The organism is Collinsella sp. OM07-12, assembly GCF_003438275.1.
Taxonomy (GTDB): Bacteria; Actinomycetota; Coriobacteriia; order Coriobacteriales; family Coriobacteriaceae; genus Collinsella.
In genome coordinates, this window is record NZ_QSTQ01000006.1 from 97,695 (window position 1) to 115,602 (window position 17,908).

Here is a 17,908-nt window from a genome sequence, read left to right on the forward strand (position 1 = left end):
GCGCCCTTACAAACACCTGACAATGCGCTCACGTGCGTATGAGCCGCGATTCCTACTATCGATACTGCTGGATTGATATCGATATGGAGGTATGCGGTATGACGGCTGCTGCGGCTGTGGAGCCCACGGAGCTTGAAGAACTCATGGAAGCGCGAGCCGAGGCTGCGCACGAGCGCGAAGTCGGAGACGCGACGCGCCCCACGGCGCAGGACCTTGCCGCCTCGCCGACGCGCATCGACGTCGAGGGCCTCGATTTGTTCTATGGCGACCACCGCGCACTCAAGGACGTGTCCATCAAGATCCGCGACAAGCAGATCACCTCGTTCATCGGGCCTTCGGGCTGCGGAAAGTCCACGTTGCTGCGCTGCTTTAACCGCATGAACGACGACATCAAGGATTGCCGCATCGAGGGCAAGATTGCGCTCGATGGCCAGGATATCCTGGGCGACTACGACATCTGCCGTCTGCGCCAGCGCGTGGGCATGGTGTTCCAGCGTCCTAACCCGTTTCCCATGAGTATTTACGACAACGTCGCGTACGGCCCCCGTGGCATGGGCGTGCGCGATCGCGCCGTGCTGGATGAGCTGGTCGAGGATTCCCTTCGTCGAGCCGCTCTGTGGGATGAGGTCAAGGACAAGCTCAAGGAGTCGGGGCTGGGCCTTTCGGGCGGGCAGCAGCAGCGCCTGTGCATCGCCCGCGCGCTTGCCGTGCAACCCGACATCTTGCTGATGGATGAGCCCACGAGCGCTCTCGATCCCGTGTCGACGCTGGTGGTGGAGCAGCTTGCCTGCGAGCTCAAGGAGACCTGCACGTTGGTGGTCGTGACGCACAATATGCAGCAGGCGGCGCGCATCTCCGACTCGGTCGCGTTTTTCTTGCTGGGCGAGCTGGTGGAGCACGCGCCCACCGCTCAGCTCTTCAAAAATCCGACCGATCCGCGCACAGCGGATTATTTGACGGGACGTTTTGGCTGATACCATCTCGTAAAGGTACCTTTAGGGTTAAGATGCGGTCATGCCGGCCGCAAAGGGGTTCAACATGATCTATTACGTCGAGGACGATGACAACATCAGGGATTTGACGGTCTATGCGCTGCGCAAGCAGGGGATCGAGGCCGAGGGCTTTTCGTGCGATGGCGAGTTTAAAGCTGCCGTGGCGCGACGGGTGCCCGATGCTGTCCTGCTCGACATCATGCTGCCCGATACCGATGGCCTGGCAATTATGCGTCGCCTGCGTGCCGACCGCCTGACGGCGACGGTGCCCATCATGATGCTTACCGCCAAGGACACCGAGCTCGACAAGGTGATGGCGCTCGATGGCGGTGCCGACGATTACCTGACTAAGCCGTTTTCGCTCATGGAGCTTGCGAGCCGTTGCCGCGCACTGCTGCGTCGCGGCGGCATGGTCAAGCAGGCGAGCGATGTGCTCAGTGTGGGCGACATCGTGCTCTCGCCCAGCCATCGCGAGGTGACCGTTGCCGGCGAGCCGCTTAAGCTTACCCTGCGCGAGTTCGACCTGCTTGAGTATCTCATGCGCAAGCCTGGCGTGGTCTTTACCCGCGAGTCGTTGCTGCAGAGCGTGTGGGGCTGGGACTTCGACGGCGGTTCGCGCACCGTTGACGTCCACGTGCAGACGCTTCGCCAAAAACTGGGCGAGCATGCCAGCGCCATCGAGACCGTGCGCGGCGTGGGCTACCGCTTGGCCGAGCCTTCTGCCGGTGATGGTGCCGAAGGTGACGACACCGCGGCCACCGCATCGGAGGAGTAACCCGTGGTCTTCGCCCCCCAGGGAAAACAAACGCTGTCGCACCGCGTTTTTGTGACGATCTTTGTCTGCGCCATGGCGGTTATCGTGGCGTTTACGGTGCTGGGTGCGTTTTTTTTGCAAAACACCTTGGCGGATGCCACGAGTGCCAATCTAGCGCAGGAAACCGAGCTCATTGCTGCCGCCCTCGACGAGCAGCGGGAGCCCATCCCGTTCTTGCGTAGCCTCGATCGCGAGGACTTGCGCATCACGCTGATTAACAAGGATGGATCGGTTGCCTACGACAACGAGGCATCGCCTTCCACACTGCCCAACCATGGCGATCGCCCCGAGGTCATCGAGGCCTTTGAGAGTGGTTTGGGTTCCGCGGAGCGCGCAAGCTCTACGCTCGACGAGATTATGCTGTATCGCGCCGTCGCCCTTGATAACGGCCAGGTTGTCCGCTTGGCGCAGGCCCAGCCTGGCGTTGCGGCGATTTTGCTGTCGATGGTGGCGCCGATGCTGCTTATCGCAGCAGCGGGTGCGGTACTCTCGTTTTTCATGGCGCGCCGCGAGTCCCGTGCCATCATCGCGCCGTTGCAAGAGGTGGATTTGGACCACCCGCGCCGTAGCTATGAGCACGCCTATGCCGAGATGGTCCCCATGCTTGAGCGTATCGAGTCGCAGCGCCAGGAACTCAAGCGCCAAATGGCGGTGCTAGCGGACAACGACCGTATGCGCCGCGAGTTCACGGCGAATATCACCCATGAGCTCAAGACGCCGCTTACGGCGATTTCGGGCTATGCCGAGCTCATCGCAAACGGCATGGTTGAGGGCGAGGATGACCTGCGCAACTTTGGCGGTCGCATCTATCGTGAGGCGGGCCGCTTGGCAGCGCTTGTCAACGATATCCTTACGCTGTCTAACTTGGACGAGGCCGAGCGTGCAACTGAGGGCGAGGCGGTGCCCATTGGGTCCACGGAGCCTATTGAGCTCTCGCGTGCCATCTACACGGTTGAGCAGCGTCTTGAACAGGTCGCCCGTCAGGCGAATGTGACGATAAGTCATGAGACCAAGCCTGTGGTCATCGAAGGCGTGTCGCGCTTGATTGACGAGCTCATCTACAATCTGGCAAGCAACGCCATCCGCTACAATCGACCCGGCGGTACGGTTACGCTGCAGTGCGGCACCAACGACGAAGCCCATCCGTTCCTCGCGGTCGCCGACACGGGAATCGGTATCGCGCCTGAAGAACAGGGCAAGGTATTTGAGCGGTTCTATCGCGTGGACAAGAGTAGGTCCAAGGCACGCGGCGGAACCGGTCTGGGGCTTGCCATTGTCAAGCATGCGGCCCTGTATCATCACGCCACGATCGATCTATCGAGCGAGTTGGGCGTGGGAACCACCATTACGGTGACGTTTCCCATACAGCAGGACGAGCCATTCGCATAGCGATACAACATAGATAATGATGTAGACGCCGCATCGGACTTTCGGGTGCGGCGTTGTTGTGCAATTTTACGATTGTTTCCGTCATTTTTACAGGAGAGCCTGTTTCTTATGTATAGAGTTTGGTCTCGGTAAAAAGATGCGATAACATACGGACAGTTTTGTCAATCCGAACTGGGGAAATGAAAGGCAAGCTGCATGACCCTTCTCGAACTGTTCCAGCTGCTGAAGAAGCACCTCAAGCTGGTCATCACCCTTCCGGTGGTCTGCGCGATCGCCATGGGCATCGTGTCCTTCGCTGCGATGGACAACACCTACACCGCGACGACGAGCATGTACATTCTCGCCAAGACCGACGATAGCGGTCAGATGAGCTACAACGATCTCTCGGCGAGCCAGATGCTTTCCAACGATATCGCCACGCTGCTGGATAGCGATAGCGTTAAGAGCGGCGCCGCCAAAGAACTGGGCCTCACCGATCTGGATGACTACAAGGTGTCTGTTTCCTCCGAGACCACCACGCGTGTCATTACGCTTTCGGTTACCGGCACCGATGCCAAGGAGACGGCTGAGGTCGCAAAGGCCATGGCCAGCTCGGTGAGTACGGTCGCTCAGAACGTCGGCGCTGCCCAGAGCATCAACGTTATCGACGAGGCTAAGACCCCCGAAGCCCCCAGTGGCCCCAAGCGCGCGCTGTATATTGCCGTCGCGTTCCTCGCCGGTATCTTTATCGCAGTTGCCTATGTCGTTTTGGCAGACATGCTCAACACCCGCATCCGCGGTGCCGAAGAGGCAGAAGAGCTCCTGGGTATTCCCGTTGTTGGCCGAATTCCGGCTATGAAAGGTGGTAAATAGGCATGGCTAAGGCGAAAAACACCGACAAGCTTGTTGTGCAGAATGCCGCCAAGACCCTTTTGGCCAATATTCGCTTTGCGAGCGTAGACGATCCCATTCGCACCATTACCGTCACGTCCTCGATTCCCAACGAGGGCAAGTCCACGGTTTCCATCAACCTTGCCCAGGCTATCGCCACCAGCGGCAAGAGTGTCCTGCTGGTCGAGGCCGATATGCGCCGCAGGTCCCTTGCCGATATGCTCGGTGTCCGCTCCCGTGGCGGACTCTATTCGGTCCTGTCTGAGCAGGTGTCTATCGACCAGGCGATCGTCGAGACCGGCCAGAAGAATTTCTACTTCCTCGATGCCGAGCCGCACATTCCCAATCCTGCTGATATCATCGTCTCTCACCGCTTTGCAAAGCTGGTAAAGGCACTGTCCGCCAAGTTCCAGTACGTCATCTTTGATGCTCCTCCGGTCGGTACTTTTATTGATGCTGCCGAGATCGCGAGCCTGACCGACGGCGCGCTTTTTGTCGTGCGCGAGGATTTCACCAAGCGTGAGGAGGCGCTCAACGCCATCGGTCAGCTTAAGAAGTCTGAGAAAGTCAAGCTTATCGGTACCGTTATGAACTACTGCGAGACCGAGACCAGCGAGTACTACTACTACTCTTACTACACCAAGGACGGTAAGAAGGTGAAGAAGGGCTCCGGCGATCAGGGGACTTCCAAAAAGGGCATCTTCACCAACCGTGCAAACGTTTAGTTAATTAGGGCTGATCTATGCGTGACATTCATTGCCATATCTTGCCGGGTGTAGACGACGGCGCCGCCGATCTCGATGAGAGCTTGGCGATGCTCGAGGCCGCCAAGCGGGCCGGTGTAACCAGAATCGTTTGCACTCCTCACTGCCGTGATCCCTATTTTGATTACGACAAGATGTGGGATGCCTTTGAGCTGCTGCGCGATAACGCTGACGGTTTTCCGCTCCAGATGGGCTTCGAGGTCAACCATCGAAAGCTCGTTGAGCTTGGTATCGATGCCGCGGAGCACTTGCATTTCGATGGGACCAACGAGTTTCTGCTCGAACTTTCGACGCATGCCGATGCGTATGCGTTTAGAGAGTACGAGAACACGATTTACGATTTGCAGTGCCGTGGCTACCAGGTGATCATCGCTCATCCTGAGCGCTATCGTGCGGTTCAAAAGGATGTAAGCGTGGCGGAGCGTCTGGTCGATATGGGCTGCAAGCTGCAGGCTTCGGCGGACTTTATTGCCGGCGGTCGCTTTGGTCGCGAGAAAAAGCCGGCACAGCGCCTGTTCGATCAGAACCTGTACAGCTTCATCGCGAGCGATGCCCATAACGTGGGTCATTACGACTGCCTGGCGAAGGCTCGCGCGAAGTTTAGTGTGCGCGGAGCTCATTTTCGCTAATTATCTGTCCCTAACGTTCGCATTGAATAAAAGGGCAGCCATGGATATCCAACTTAAGACGGGATGCTTTGATGACGCGGCGTTGGTGCGCCGCGTCGTTTTTATGGACGAGCAGGGCTACGAGAATGAGTTCGACGCTATCGACGAGGATCAGAACTGCATTCATGTGACGCTCTATGTAGACGGCGAGCTTGCCGGTTGCTCGCGCGTGTTTCCCGAAGAGCTTGAGCGCGTGGCTGACGCAGAGGCCCCGGTGTTGCCGGCATGCGACATGGACGAAGGCGTTTCGGCGGGGGAGACCTACATTATGGGGCGCGTCGCCGTGCTGCCGGCTATGCGTCGTCGCGGACTGGCGAGTGCGATCGTCGAGGCCAGTGCTTCGTGTGCACGCGATGCCGGCGCTAAGCTTATTAAGCTGCATGCGCAGGAATACGTGTTGCCGCTCTATGCAAAGGCGGGCTACACGCAAATTGTCCCGGTAGATTACGAAGACGAGGGCCAGCCCCACGTCTGGATGGCCAAGCGCGTAGATGGCAGATAGGGACGTTCCTTTTCTGTCGGCAGTTGGGGACACTCCTTGGCAATTGGCGCATTGGAACGCTCGGACATACAGTTTTTCGATACCGTGTGTATATATGCGCGCTAATGGGTTATAAAATCTAAGTCTGAACATAGCAGGTCTGCGATGCGGCTCGGGCAACCGGGCCGTTTTTGCGGACGGGGGTAGCGCGAAAGGACTGCACATGCGTCAATTTAAGACCGAGAGCAAAAAACTGCTCGACCTCATGATCAACTCCATCTACACCAATAAGGAAATCTTCCTGCGCGAGCTTATCTCTAACGCGAGCGACGCCGTTGACAAGCTCAACTTTAAGAGCCTGCAGGATCCGAGCGTCAAGCTCGACCAGGGCGACTTGGCTATTCGCGTCTCCTTTGATAAAGATGCCCGCACCATTACCATCTCGGATAACGGCATTGGCATGACCGCCGAGGAGCTCGAGCGCAATCTGGGCACCATCGCCCATTCCGGCTCCGAGGAGTTTAAGACCGAGAACGCCGAGCAGCAGGGTTCGGATGTCGATATCATCGGTCAGTTTGGCGTGGGCTTCTACTCTGCCTTTATGGTTGCCAGCCATGTGAAGGTGGTCAGCCGCGCCTATGGCGAGGACACCGCTCACGTGTGGGAGTCTGATGGTCTTGAGGGTTACACCATCGAAGACGGCGAGCGCGCCGAGCACGGTACCGATGTCGTCCTGACGCTGCGCGAGAACGAGAAGCTCGACGCCGACGGCGAGGCCGAGACCTACGATCGCTTCCTGACCGAGTGGGGCCTCAAGAGCCTGATTCAGCAGTACAGCAACTATGTGCGTTACCCGATCCAGATGATGGTGTCCAAGAGCCGCCAGAAGCCCAAGCCCGAGGATGCTGGCGACGATTATAAGCCCGAGTACGAGGACTACCAGGAGCTCGAGACCGTCAACTCCATGACGCCGATCTGGAAAAAGCGCAGCTCCGACGTTGAGCAGAAGGATTACAACGAGTTCTACAAGTCCACGTTCCACGACTTTGACGATCCGGCACGCACTATCAGCTTCCATGCCGAGGGTACGCTCGAGTACGACGCCCTGCTGTTTGTGCCGGGCCGCGCCCCGTTCGATCTGTACAGCAAGGACTACGAGAAGGGCCTGGCGCTCTACAGCTCCAACGTGCTGATTATGGAGAAGTGCGACGACCTGCTGCCCGACTACTACAACTTTGTCCGTGGCGTTGTGGATTCTGCCGACGTGTCGCTTAACATCTCGCGTGAGACACTGCAGCAGAACCGTCAACTCAAGGCCATCGCCAAGCGTGTCGAGAAGAAGATCACCGCCGACCTTGAGGATATGCGCGACAACGACCGCGAGGCCTACGAGAAGTTCTTCGAAAACTTTGGCCGCGGTCTTAAGTACGGCATCTACTCGAGCTATGGCATGAAGGCCGATGAGCTCGCCGACCTGTTGCTGTTCTGGTCTGCCAAGGAACAGAAGATGATTACCCTGGCCGAGTATGCCAAGGGCATGCCCGAGGATCAGAAGGCCATCTACTACGCCGCCGGCGACTCGCGTGAGCGCTTGGCCAAGATGCCCGTGGTAAAGGGCGTGCTCGACCGCGGCTATGACGTGCTGCTGCTGACGCAGGATGTGGACGAGTTCACGTTCCAGGCCATGCGTGAGTACGTGGCGCGCGATATGCCCAAGATCTATGAGGACGATGCTGCTCGCGAGGCTGCCGAGAAGGCCGTTGCCGACGGTGCCGAGCCCGAGGTCGAGGATCGTCACCTGGAGCTCAAGAACGTTGCGACTGGCGATCTTGACTTGGCGACCGAGGACGAGAAGAAGGAGGCCGAGGACGCCACCAAGGAAAACGAGGACCTCTTTAGCGCTATGAAGGAGGCGCTCGGTGACAAGGTCGAGAAGGTTGCCGTTTCTGCGCGCCTGACCGATGCCCCCGCGTGCATCACCACCGAGGGCCCGCTTTCGCTCGAGATGGAGAAGGTACTCCAGAAGGGACCCGAGGGCGCGCCCGACGGCATGCCCAAGAGCCAGCGCGTGCTCGAGCTCAACGCCAAGCACCCGGTCTTTGCCAAGCTCGTTGCTGCTCAGAAGGCAGGCGATGCCGACAAGATCAAGCAGTACTCCGGTCTGCTCTACGATCAGGCCCTGCTGGTCGAGGGCATTCTGCCCGAGGACCCCGTGGCCTTCGCCGCAGCTGTCTGCGACCTGATGTAACTTAGTTACGCCGTTCTACCGAACGGCGTAACGGCTCGACGCTGCGCGGGCCGCATTTGGACAATCTGACGTTCAACTTCAAGGGCGCGACCAGAAGGTCAGCGCCCTTTCGTTTCACGTCACCTTGCCTCAAATGCGGCCCGCTCGCTGTCCGTCCTCTACCTGCGGCGCCGTAATGGTCCAAAGTAGTCGTTGGGGACGTTTTTGTTTGACTAGTCGTTCAAGAACGTCTCCAATGACTACCCAATGACTATTCGGGCTGCTAATTTGTGCGGGTTGTGGTTTTGTGACCTGCTGAAATTTAAGATACTGTACAACTGTACGTTAACTCATCTTCGTAGTATATTGCTACCCGCAAAACTCAATACCATTGTGCATCGAGACGTTAAAACGCCTTCGTACAATGGTTATCGATAGTACGATTCGATTCAACGACAGGATGGATGGTCCAAGCGTGAGTCTCGGCAGCAAACTATCCGATGCAAAGGTTTCCTTTGCAATCTTTAAACGCGACATCAAGCGATTGATCGTGAACCCCGTCGCCCTGGTGGTTACCCTCGGCGTGTGCGTTATTCCCTCGCTGTATGCCTGGTACAACATCGTTGCCAACTGGGATCCGTACGGAAACACCCAGGGTATCAAGATTGCCATCGCCAACAACGATCAGGGCACCCAAAACGACTTGGTGGGCGAGCTCAACGCGGGCGATAAGGTCGTCGATCAGCTCAAGGAGAACGATCGGCTGGGCTGGACCTTCGTCGATTCGGCGGCCGATGCCAAAGAGGGCGTTGAGAGCGGTGAGTACTATGCGGCCATCGTAATCCCCAAGAACTTCTCGGATAACCTGGTTTCGATGCTCGACGGCAACTACCATCAGCCCAAGCTTACGTACTACGTCAATGAGAAGAAGAGCGCTATTGCGCCGAAGGTTACCGACACCGGCGCAAGCACCATCGAGGAGCAGATCAACTCGGAATTTGTCTCCACGGCGGGCGAGACCGTTGCCGGTATCGCCAAGGATGCCGGAGTCGATTTAAAGGACAAGGCAACCCAGACCCAGGATTCGCTGGCAAGTTCGGTGTCCGAAGCATCCGATACCTTGGGCGAAGTACGCGATTCCATTGGCGACATGAACACCGCCATCGACAAGACAAGCAGCTCGATTGCTTCGGCCGATGCTGCGTTGGCGGGCCTGCAGGGACAGGCGCCTTCGCTAACGCAGGCAATCGCTCAGGGTAATGATCTGCTGGGCGAAGCTCGCACCACGGCTGGCAAGTCCATCACCTCGCTTTCCAAGGCGCTCTCGGAGGGCAGCGCCGCGTTGAGCAAGACATCGGCTTCTGCGAACGCCGCGGTCGGAAAGATGACGGGTGCTTTGACGTCCACAACCACCCGCATCGTCAACTCGCTCGATTCGCTTCAGGCGACGATCGACCATAACAAGACTCTTATCGAGAGTCTGCAGAAGCTGGCCGACAGCGCGCCGACGGGCTCGGAAGAAGTTAATGCGCTGATCGCGTCTGCGATTGATATGCTTCGAGGGCAAAATGAGAGCCTTCAGGCCGTCAAGAATAATCTCTCCGCTCAGTCAAAATATATTGCGAATGACGCTACGGCTGTTTCGGTCGCCAGCAATGCTATCAACATTGCGATCAAAACCGGTACGACCAACATGAATCAGGCTCAGACGGATCTGGGGCAGAACGCGCTGCCGAAGGCTTCGAGCGCTCTGGACTCCTTCGCCGCCGTTTCGGGCGACCTGACCGGCATCGTATCGGGTCTTACGCCCACGATTGCGAGCGCGCGTGGCACGCTGGCCCAACTCGATGCGACGCTCAAACAGGCCAAGACCACACTGTCCCAGACCGACGACTCTCTTGCCAAGGTCCAGGACAGGCTCGCAACCGCTGCCAACGACATCGCGGCCCTGCAGACTTCCGAGTCCATGGGCGAGCTGGCTGATCTGATGGGCGTCGATGTCAATGACGTCGCAGATTTTATGGCATCTCCGGTCGAGCTGACCTCAAAGTCAATTTATCCGGTCAAGAGCTTCGGCTCGGGCATTGCTCCTTTCTACACCAATCTGGCACTGTGGGTGGGCGGCTATGTGCTCATCGCCATCTACAAGCTCGAGGTTGACCGCGAGGGCATCGGCAGCTTTACCGCGCGTCAGGGCTACTTTGGTCGCTGGTTGCTCCTGGTGATCCTGGGCGCGTTCCAGGCCATCATCGTTACGGTGGGCGATCTGGTCATTGGCGTTCAGTGCGTCAACCCGCTGCTCTTTGTGCTGGGCGGCATCGCTATCTCGTTCACCTACGTCAACATCATTTATGCGCTGTCCACTACCTTTAAGCATATCGGCAAAGCCATTGGCGTCATCCTCGTCATTGTGCAGATCCCCGGCTCGTCGGGCATGTATCCCATCGAGATGATGCCCGGCTTCTTCCAGTGGCTGCACCCGCTGCTGCCCTTTACCTACGGCATCAATCTGCTGCGCGAGACCGTCGGCGGCATGTATTCGTTCAACTACCTGTTTAACCTGTGCATTCTGGGCGTGTTCTTGATCGTGGCGCTCTTTATCGGTCTGCAGCTGCGCCCGTTGCTGCTCAACCTCAATCTGCTCTTTGATAAGCAGCTTTCCACGACGGGCCTCATGATCTGCGAGTCCAACGACCTGCCGCGCCAGCGCTATTCGCTGCGCACGGCCATGCGCGTCATGCTCGATTCGGATTCGTACCGTCGCGAGCTGCTCGATCATGCCGTGGCGTTTGAGCATCGCTACCCGTACTACATCAAGGGCGGTTTTGCCGCCGTGGTAGGCGTGCAGGTCCTGCTCTTTGTGCTTTCGACGGTGCTCGATATCGACAATAACGGCAAGATCATCCTGCTCGTTATCTGGATCATTTCGGTTATCGCCATCTGTGGCTGGCTCATCAACATCGAGTACATCCGCGCGAGCCTCAATACCCAGATGCGTATCTCGGCGCTTTCGGACGAGGACCTGCGCCGCGAGATGCGCGAGCACACGGCTGCCATCCCCGCCGCCCGTCGCATGTTTGGTCTCAACGCCAGCGAGCGGGGCACCAAGGACAGCGAACAGCCCACGAGCCGTCTGCCGCATATCGGTGCGCATCGTAAGGCTCAAGATGCCGACGGCGTTGACAACGTAAACGGAAACGACGGGGACACCACCCCGCTTGGCAAGCACTCTAAAGGAGGTGAGGCATAAATGAAAAACATCCTGCACCTGTTTAAGCGCGATGTCCAAAACGTGTCTCGCTCCGTGATCGGCATGGTCGTCGTGATGGGCCTCATTATCGTGCCGTGCCTGTACGCGTGGTTTAACATCGCCGGCAGCTGGGATCCCTACGGCAATACCGGCAACCTTAAGATTGCCGTGGTCAATACCGATGAGGGCTACGAGAGCGATCTGATCCCCGTCGAGGTCAACGTGGGCGAAAACGTAACCGCCACCCTGCGCGGCAACGAGAACTTCGACTGGGTTGTCCTCAACGACCGCGATAAGGCGATCGAGGGCGTTAAGTCGGGCGCGTACTACGCTGCCGTCGTTATCCCTAAAACGTTTAGCGCCGACATGATGACGCTTTTCTCGACCGAGGTGAAGCATGCCGATATCGAGTTTTACGAGAACCAGAAGGCCAACGCCATTGCCCAGATTGTGACCGAGAAGGGCTCGAGCGCCGTCCAGAGCCAAGTCAATGAGACCTTTACCAAGACCATCACGACCATCGGCCTTAAGACGGTGTCCAGCCTGCTCGATTACATGAGCACCGACCAGGTGAGCAACTTTATCGCCAACCTGTCCTCGACGCTGGGCGATTCGGTCCAGGACCTGCAGGACATTCAGGCCAGCGCAACGTCGCTTGCGGGCATTTTGAGCTCCACGTCCGATTCGCTGACGTCGGCGAGCGGTATGCTCAAGCAGTCCGGATCGACCGAGGAGTCGGTGAAGCAGCTCATGCAGCATGCCGAGAGCGGTATTGCCGATTCCGAGCAAGCGCTCAAGTCCGCCAGCGATGCGATCGATGCCGCTATTGATGGGAGCGCGGACTCGTTCGATAACGTATCCACCGAGCTCGCAAATGCATTCGATGCTGCGAACCAACATGTCGACCTTACGGTGTCTCAGCTCTACAAAGCCGAAGCGGCGCTCAATACACGTGCCGACGAGATTGCTGACACGGCGAATGAGCTCCGTAGTCTTGCTGGCCAGGTGAGTAACGATAAGCTCAAGGCAGGGCTTGAGGACGCGGCTGCTGAGCTTGACAAAACCGCGACGGAGTACCGCAACAATGCCACGGAGCTGAATAAAATCGAGACATCGCTCACGGACAGTATGGCAGAGGTTAACAAGTCGCGTGCCGAGGTCGATCAGGCAATCGCGGATGCCAAGGCTGGTATCTCGGGCGCCAAGATTGACTACGACTCTACGTTTTCGGTCAAGGCCAAAGAACTCAAGAAGACTATTTCGGGCGTTTTGGATTCGCTCAACGGTATCTCGGGCGATCTGGATAGCGCTGTTGCCGGCCTGACCGCTGCTTCCGGTTCGCTGTCAAAGGGCCTCTCCAAGGCTGCAAAGCTGGTCAACAAGGCTTCCGATCAGCTGGGCGAGGCGTCGGACAAGATCAGCGCGTTTAAGGACGAGCTCGACGGTGCCCTTATGTCTGATGATCTAGCCACGATCAAGACGATGATCGGCAACGACCCCGAGGGCCTCGCCGCGTCGCTTTCCGGCCCCGTTGCGCTCGATCGCAAGCCGGTCTATCCGATCCGCAACTACGGTTCGGCCATGGCGCCGTTCTACACGATTCTGTCGCTCTGGGTCGGCTCGATCGTACTGGCGGCCATGATGAAGGTCTCGGTTGACGATGAGCTTATCAACGAGCTCATCCCCGTACGCCTGCACGAGATCTATTTGGGCCGCTACCTGTTCTTTGGCGGCTTGGCCTTGCTGCAGGCGACGCTCGTGTGCGCCGGCGACATCTTGTTCTTTGGCATTCAGTGCGACAACCCGCTGCAGTTTGTGCTGGCGGGCTGGGTCGCGAGCCTCGTGTTCTCCAATATCGTCTACACGCTTACGGTATCGTTTGGAGATATCGGTAAGGCTCTCGCCGTCGTGCTGTTGGTCATGCAGGTCGGTGGTTCGGGCGGCACATTCCCCATCGAGATGACCGGTCCCGTGTTCCAGGCGATCTATCCGTTCCTGCCGTTTACTCACGGCATCAACGCCATGCATGCCGCCATGGCCGGTGCCTACCATATGGAGTACTGGATTGAGCTAGGCATTCTGGCGAGCTATCTGATTCCGTCGCTGGCACTGGGCGTCGTCTTCCGCCGCCCGGTCATCAAAGCCAACGACTGGATCATCGAAAAGCTGGAATCAACAAAGCTTATCTAGTACAGCAACGTTAACGCCGATGCAGCGCTAATGCCAGCGAGCGAGCCGCATTTGCGCCAAGGTGACGTGAAATGAAAGGGCGCTGACCTTCTGGTCGCGCCCTTGAAATTGAACGTCAGATTGGCGTGAATGCGGCTCGCGCAGCGTCGGCCGGTCCGCCGTTCGGTAGAACGGCGGAACAAAACGCTTTAGTGGGCTGGATTGCGATGCGGCACTGGTTGTTGCTACAGTAGCGGGGCGTACCGGGGGTCCGGTGCGCCCTGTTTTTATTTGACCATGAGGCGGCACGCGGTCACGCGCGTGCGGACACCACGCCCAGACTGAGCGCGAGGATGCCTTATGGCCCAGAATGCCGTTGATGAAATCGAAAACATGCCCGATAGCCCTGTCGCACGGGAGGACCTGGGCGCCGGCGGCACCTCCCGTGGCGCCGGAGCGCGTTCTCCGTTCTTCTGGAAGGCCTTGCTGTTTTCGGTGGCGGTCATCTGGGGCTATTCCTTTACCACCATGAAAGATGCGCTCGATACCGTTCCGGTGTTCGAGCTGGTCTACGTTCGCTTTCTCCCGGCATCACTGGTTATGTTTGCCATTTTCCACAAACGAATCATCGCGCACTTTAATGCTCGCAACCTTATCGTCGGGCTTGGTATGGGCGCACTTATGTGGGGCGCGTACGGTTTGCAGACGATTGGCCTGGCACAGACCACGGCGGGCAAGAGTGCATTTTTGACGGGTACCTATTGCATCCTCGTGCCGTTTGCGAGCTATGTCCTGGGCGGAGAAAAGCTTACCCGTTACAACTTGGGCGCCGCATTGCTGTGCCTGGCGGGCATTGGCCTGGTGGCACTCGATAGCGTCGAGTTCAATGCCGGAGATGTCATCACGTTGGGCGGCGCGGTCTTCTTTGCTATCCAGATGGCGGTGACCGCCAAGTATGGCCGCAAGATGGATATCAACGTCATCACGTTTTGGATGTTTGTGGGCAATGGCGTTTTGAGCTTAATCACGTCACTACTATTCGAGACTCAGGCGCCTCTGTCCGTGTGGACGCCGAGCTTTATCGGCGTGGTGGCCTTTCTCTCGGTGGGTTGTACGTGCGTGGCCCTGCTCGTCCAAAACGTCGGTCTGGCGCATGTCCCCGCCTCGACGGGCTCGCTGCTTCTTTCGATGGAGTCCCCCTCGGGCGTGCTGTTCTCGGTGCTGCTGATGGGGGAGGCGCTCACCTCGCGCCTGCTTGCCGGCTTTGCGCTCATCTTTTTGTCGATTATCTTGAGCGAGACGCATTTCGATTTCTTGCGCCGAAAATCTCGCCCGCAATTGTAAACAACTTGCTGCGCCGCCCTTCCAGGGCGGCATTTTTTGTGTCATGCCCTTACAGTTGTGCCTTGCACTTTATGCTGTCAAAGTGCGTGCTGCAAAAACGTTACTGGAGGGCATCTATGGCACCAGCTCTGTCCGATCTTCAACCGCAACCAGCGCCTCAGGCTACCACAGCGGCGCAGACCGTTATCGACGATGGCCTGGTCAAAGAAGCCCAGGCATTTGCCGGTGAGCTTGCCGCATGGCGCCACGATCTCCATCAGATGCCCGAGCTCGGTAACAATCTTCCGCAGACGTCTGCCTATATCCAGGCACGTCTGGACGAGATGGACATTCCCTATACCACGCTTGTCGACGGCTCCTGTGTTGTTGGCCTGATCGGTGCCGGTGCGGCCGCGGCTGCTCAGGGCAATGGTGCGTGCACGGACGAGCAGTCCGGTACGGTTATCATGCTTCGCGGCGACATGGATGCCCTGCCCGTTGCCGAGGAATCGGGCGAGCCTTTCGCTTCCACCAACGGCTGCATGCACGCTTGTGGCCACGATATGCACGCGACGGCGCTGCTTGGTGCGGCGCGCCTGCTCAAGGCCCGCGAGGCAGAGCTTGTTGATGCCAACGCCACGGTTAAGTTGCTGTTCCAGCCGGGCGAGGAGACCTTTGAGGGCGCCCGCGCTGCCATCGCCGACGGCTTGCTCGAGAACCCGCGTCCTCAGGCGGCTTTTGCCATGCACGTTAACAGCCAGTCGCCGCTTGGCCTGGTGCTCTATGGCAGCCCTGCACTTTCGGGTGTATACGGTTTTCGCATCACGCTCCAGGGCAAGGGTGGTCACGGCTCGAGCCCCGAGATTTGCATCGACCCCATCACGGCGGGCGTGCATGTGCACCTGGCGCTCCAGGAGCTTATCTCCCGCGAGGTGCCGGCGGCCAAGGAGGTCGCACTTACCGTGGGTAAGTTCGCCGGCGGTCAGGCTGCCAACGTCATCCCAGATACCTGCGTGCTGGAAGGCACGCTGCGCGGCTTCGACGTTGAGCTCATGGAGCACCTCAAGACCCGCATCGCCGAGGTCGTCAACGGCGTTGCCGCAACATATCGTACGCCGGCGACTATCGAGACACTCTCGGATGTTCCCCCGCTCGTACTCGACAGCGATATGACTCAGGCGTCGCTTGGTTACGTGGGCGCAGTGCTGCCCAAGGCCGCCTTCTTGCCGCTGTTCCATGCCATGGCGAGTGAGGACTTCGCGCTTATCTCGAGCGAGATCCCAAGTGCGTACTTTACGGTGGGCGCGGCCGTAACCGACACGGACGAGCATTTTGCCCAGCATCATCCCAAGGCGCGCTTTAACGATGCCGAGCTTCCCCTCGGCGCCGCGGCTTATGCCGCCGTCGCTCTCGGATACATTGCGGACCACAAGGAGTAATCCATGTCTCAGCAACGTAAATTCTTCCCTGGCTGGCTCGTGGTGGCCTCCGGCTTTGTGATCATGGCCACGTGCTACACAATTTTCGTCAACTGCATGAGCCTGTTCCAGCCGCTCATCGTCAGCGACCTCGGGATTACGCTTGCCCAGTACAACGTCTCCAACGCTATCTCCACCGTGGTGAGCGTCGTGGGTTCGCTCGTTATCGGCCATGTTGCCGATAAGGTGAGTGGCCGCGTATTGGGCTCGCTCACCGTTATCGCTACCTCGGCGGTGCTCGCGGGTATGAGCTTTGTCGGTGAGCTGTGGCAGGTCTACGTGCTCTTTGCCGTCTCGGGCTGCTTTGCCGTCGCCTCGACCCGTCTGCTCATCAGCCTAGTGACCGCCAACTGGTTTACCGCCAAACGTGGCCTTGCCATTTCCATCGCACTTTCGGGTTCGGGCTTTGGCGGAGCCATTCTGTCTCCCATCGTGAGCTCGCTTATCGTGAGCGTTGGCTGGCGCTCTGCGTTCCTGGTGCTCGCTGCCGTCTGCATGGTGGCGGCGCTGCCCATCACGGCGTATTCCTTCCGCACCAAGCCTTCCGAGATCGGCCTTAAGCCGCTCGGCGAGAACCCGGGCGATCCGTCCGTCTCGACGGCTGGCGACAAGGACGAGCACACGGCTCCCGAGGTTAGCGTCGGCTGGTCTCGTATCAAGAAGAGCCCGGCATTTTGGCTGCTCGTCGTTGCCTTCCTCTTTATGGGCCTGGTCAACGGCGCCATCCTGCCCAACCAGGTCACCAACATGACGAGCGTTACCGTCAACGGCGCCAAGATTGTCACGGGCGGCCACGATCCCATGTGGGCAGGTACTGTGCTTTCGGCATATATGGTTACCGTCGTTATCGCCAAGATTTCGCTCGGCGCGATCTATGACCGCTTTGGCCTGCGCTTTGGCAATATCCTTGGCTCTGTTGCGTGCATTATCGCCTGCGTGGCGCTGTGCTTCCCGACGACGGACCTCGGTCCTATTGTCGCCGCGGTGAGCTTTGGTATCGGAACGTGCATGGGCACCATCACGCCTACCATCGCCGCGTCCAAGCAGTTTGGCATGGCCGACCTCGGCAAGGTCACGGGCACCATTACCTCGCTCGAGATGGTCGGTGGCACCGTAGGCGCTATCGTCTCGGGCGTGCTGTTCGATGCCACGGGCTCCTTTGCGAGCACCTGGATCGTGTGCCTGGTGTGTTCTGTGGTCATGCTCGTATTCCTGCTGGCCTCGGAGCCTATCGCCGCCAAGCTGCGCGCAAGCGTGGCGGGGGAGTAGGCGCCCGTCGTTCTTTTCTGTTCGCCCCGTTCTGCCCGTGGCCGCCTTGGAAGCCGAATGGATGCTCGTACCATCATTCGGTTTCCAAGGCGGCTACGGGCCTACGAAATGATCCGTTTTCCTCCGTCCCCAAGGGATCACGTGATCCGAAGGGGACGGAGGAAAAGGGATCACAAACAGCGGCGGCGCGTCTGGCCGAACGAGTCCCCATACC

The 17,908-nt window shown here is 58.6% G+C and carries 13 protein-coding genes; all 13 read left to right on the top strand.

Annotation, left to right across the window (positions count from 1 at the left end):
- Positions 1–98: 98 nt before the first annotated feature.
- The 13 genes from pstB to DXB98_RS03565 all read left to right on the top strand — a co-directional run bounded on the left by pstB (position 99) and on the right by DXB98_RS03565 (position 17,694).
- A complete protein-coding gene (gene pstB / locus DXB98_RS03505; RefSeq protein ID WP_117743161.1) occupies positions 99–974 on the top strand; it encodes a phosphate ABC transporter ATP-binding protein PstB in 876 nt (291 codons plus the stop codon).
- A 64-nt stretch (positions 975–1,038) separates the two neighbouring features.
- Positions 1,039–1,767, top strand: a complete 729-nt coding sequence (locus tag DXB98_RS03510) for a response regulator transcription factor (protein WP_089572665.1) — start codon at positions 1,039–1,041, stop codon at positions 1,765–1,767.
- 3 nt (positions 1,768–1,770) lie between these two features.
- The gene (locus DXB98_RS03515) at positions 1,771–3,195 is read left to right on the top strand and encodes a cell wall metabolism sensor histidine kinase WalK (protein WP_117743162.1); all 1,425 of its coding nucleotides are present in this window, start codon (positions 1,771–1,773) and stop codon (positions 3,193–3,195) included.
- Positions 3,196–3,390: 195 nt separating this feature from the next.
- Positions 3,391–4,047, top strand: a complete 657-nt coding sequence (locus DXB98_RS03520) for a YveK family protein (protein ID WP_117734691.1) — start codon at positions 3,391–3,393, stop codon at positions 4,045–4,047.
- A gap of 2 nt (positions 4,048–4,049) precedes the next feature.
- Positions 4,050–4,790: a CpsD/CapB family tyrosine-protein kinase gene (locus DXB98_RS03525; protein ID WP_117743163.1), complete on the top strand. Its 741-nt coding sequence runs from the start codon at positions 4,050–4,052 to the stop codon at positions 4,788–4,790.
- Between the two features lie 17 nt (positions 4,791–4,807).
- Complete coding sequence (locus DXB98_RS03530; RefSeq protein ID WP_022094060.1) at positions 4,808–5,458, top strand: tyrosine-protein phosphatase; 651 nt, start codon at positions 4,808–4,810, stop codon at positions 5,456–5,458.
- Between the two features lie 40 nt (positions 5,459–5,498).
- On the top strand, positions 5,499–5,999 hold the full coding sequence (locus DXB98_RS03535) for a GNAT family N-acetyltransferase (RefSeq protein WP_117743164.1): 501 nt from the start codon (positions 5,499–5,501) through the stop codon (positions 5,997–5,999).
- Between the two features lie 202 nt (positions 6,000–6,201).
- Positions 6,202–8,226 (top strand): molecular chaperone HtpG, encoded by a 2,025-nt coding sequence (htpG, locus tag DXB98_RS03540; RefSeq protein WP_117743165.1) that lies wholly within the window; start codon positions 6,202–6,204, stop codon positions 8,224–8,226.
- A gap of 454 nt (positions 8,227–8,680) precedes the next feature.
- Positions 8,681–11,455, top strand: coding sequence for a YhgE/Pip domain-containing protein (locus tag DXB98_RS03545; RefSeq protein ID WP_233505076.1), 2,775 nt, complete (start codon positions 8,681–8,683; stop codon positions 11,453–11,455).
- Positions 11,456–13,645 (top strand): YhgE/Pip domain-containing protein, encoded by a 2,190-nt coding sequence (locus DXB98_RS03550; protein ID WP_117743167.1) that lies wholly within the window; start codon positions 11,456–11,458, stop codon positions 13,643–13,645.
- A gap of 339 nt (positions 13,646–13,984) precedes the next feature.
- Complete coding sequence (locus tag DXB98_RS03555) at positions 13,985–14,968, top strand: DMT family transporter (protein ID WP_117734685.1); 984 nt, start codon at positions 13,985–13,987, stop codon at positions 14,966–14,968.
- A 116-nt stretch (positions 14,969–15,084) separates the two neighbouring features.
- Positions 15,085–16,386: a M20 family metallopeptidase gene (locus tag DXB98_RS03560; RefSeq protein ID WP_199407108.1), complete on the top strand. Its 1,302-nt coding sequence runs from the start codon at positions 15,085–15,087 to the stop codon at positions 16,384–16,386.
- A gap of 3 nt (positions 16,387–16,389) precedes the next feature.
- Complete coding sequence (locus DXB98_RS03565; protein ID WP_117743168.1) at positions 16,390–17,694, top strand: MFS transporter; 1,305 nt, start codon at positions 16,390–16,392, stop codon at positions 17,692–17,694.
- Positions 17,695–17,908 lie beyond the last annotated feature (214 nt).

Coding starts and splice junctions, on each gene's coding strand:
- pstB (WP_117743161.1), top strand. CDS start 99: ATGACGGCTGCTGCGGCTGTGGAGCCCACGGAGCTTGAAGAACTCATG.
- DXB98_RS03510 (WP_089572665.1), top strand. CDS start 1,039: ATGATCTATTACGTCGAGGACGATGACAACATCAGGGATTTGACGGTC.
- DXB98_RS03520 (WP_117734691.1), top strand. CDS start 3,391: ATGACCCTTCTCGAACTGTTCCAGCTGCTGAAGAAGCACCTCAAGCTG.
- DXB98_RS03525 (WP_117743163.1), top strand. CDS start 4,050: ATGGCTAAGGCGAAAAACACCGACAAGCTTGTTGTGCAGAATGCCGCC.
- DXB98_RS03530 (WP_022094060.1), top strand. CDS start 4,808: ATGCGTGACATTCATTGCCATATCTTGCCGGGTGTAGACGACGGCGCC.
- DXB98_RS03535 (WP_117743164.1), top strand. CDS start 5,499: ATGGATATCCAACTTAAGACGGGATGCTTTGATGACGCGGCGTTGGTG.
- htpG (WP_117743165.1), top strand. CDS start 6,202: ATGCGTCAATTTAAGACCGAGAGCAAAAAACTGCTCGACCTCATGATC.
- DXB98_RS03550 (WP_117743167.1), top strand. CDS start 11,456: ATGAAAAACATCCTGCACCTGTTTAAGCGCGATGTCCAAAACGTGTCT.
- DXB98_RS03555 (WP_117734685.1), top strand. CDS start 13,985: ATGGCCCAGAATGCCGTTGATGAAATCGAAAACATGCCCGATAGCCCT.
- DXB98_RS03560 (WP_199407108.1), top strand. CDS start 15,085: ATGGCACCAGCTCTGTCCGATCTTCAACCGCAACCAGCGCCTCAGGCT.
- DXB98_RS03565 (WP_117743168.1), top strand. CDS start 16,390: ATGTCTCAGCAACGTAAATTCTTCCCTGGCTGGCTCGTGGTGGCCTCC.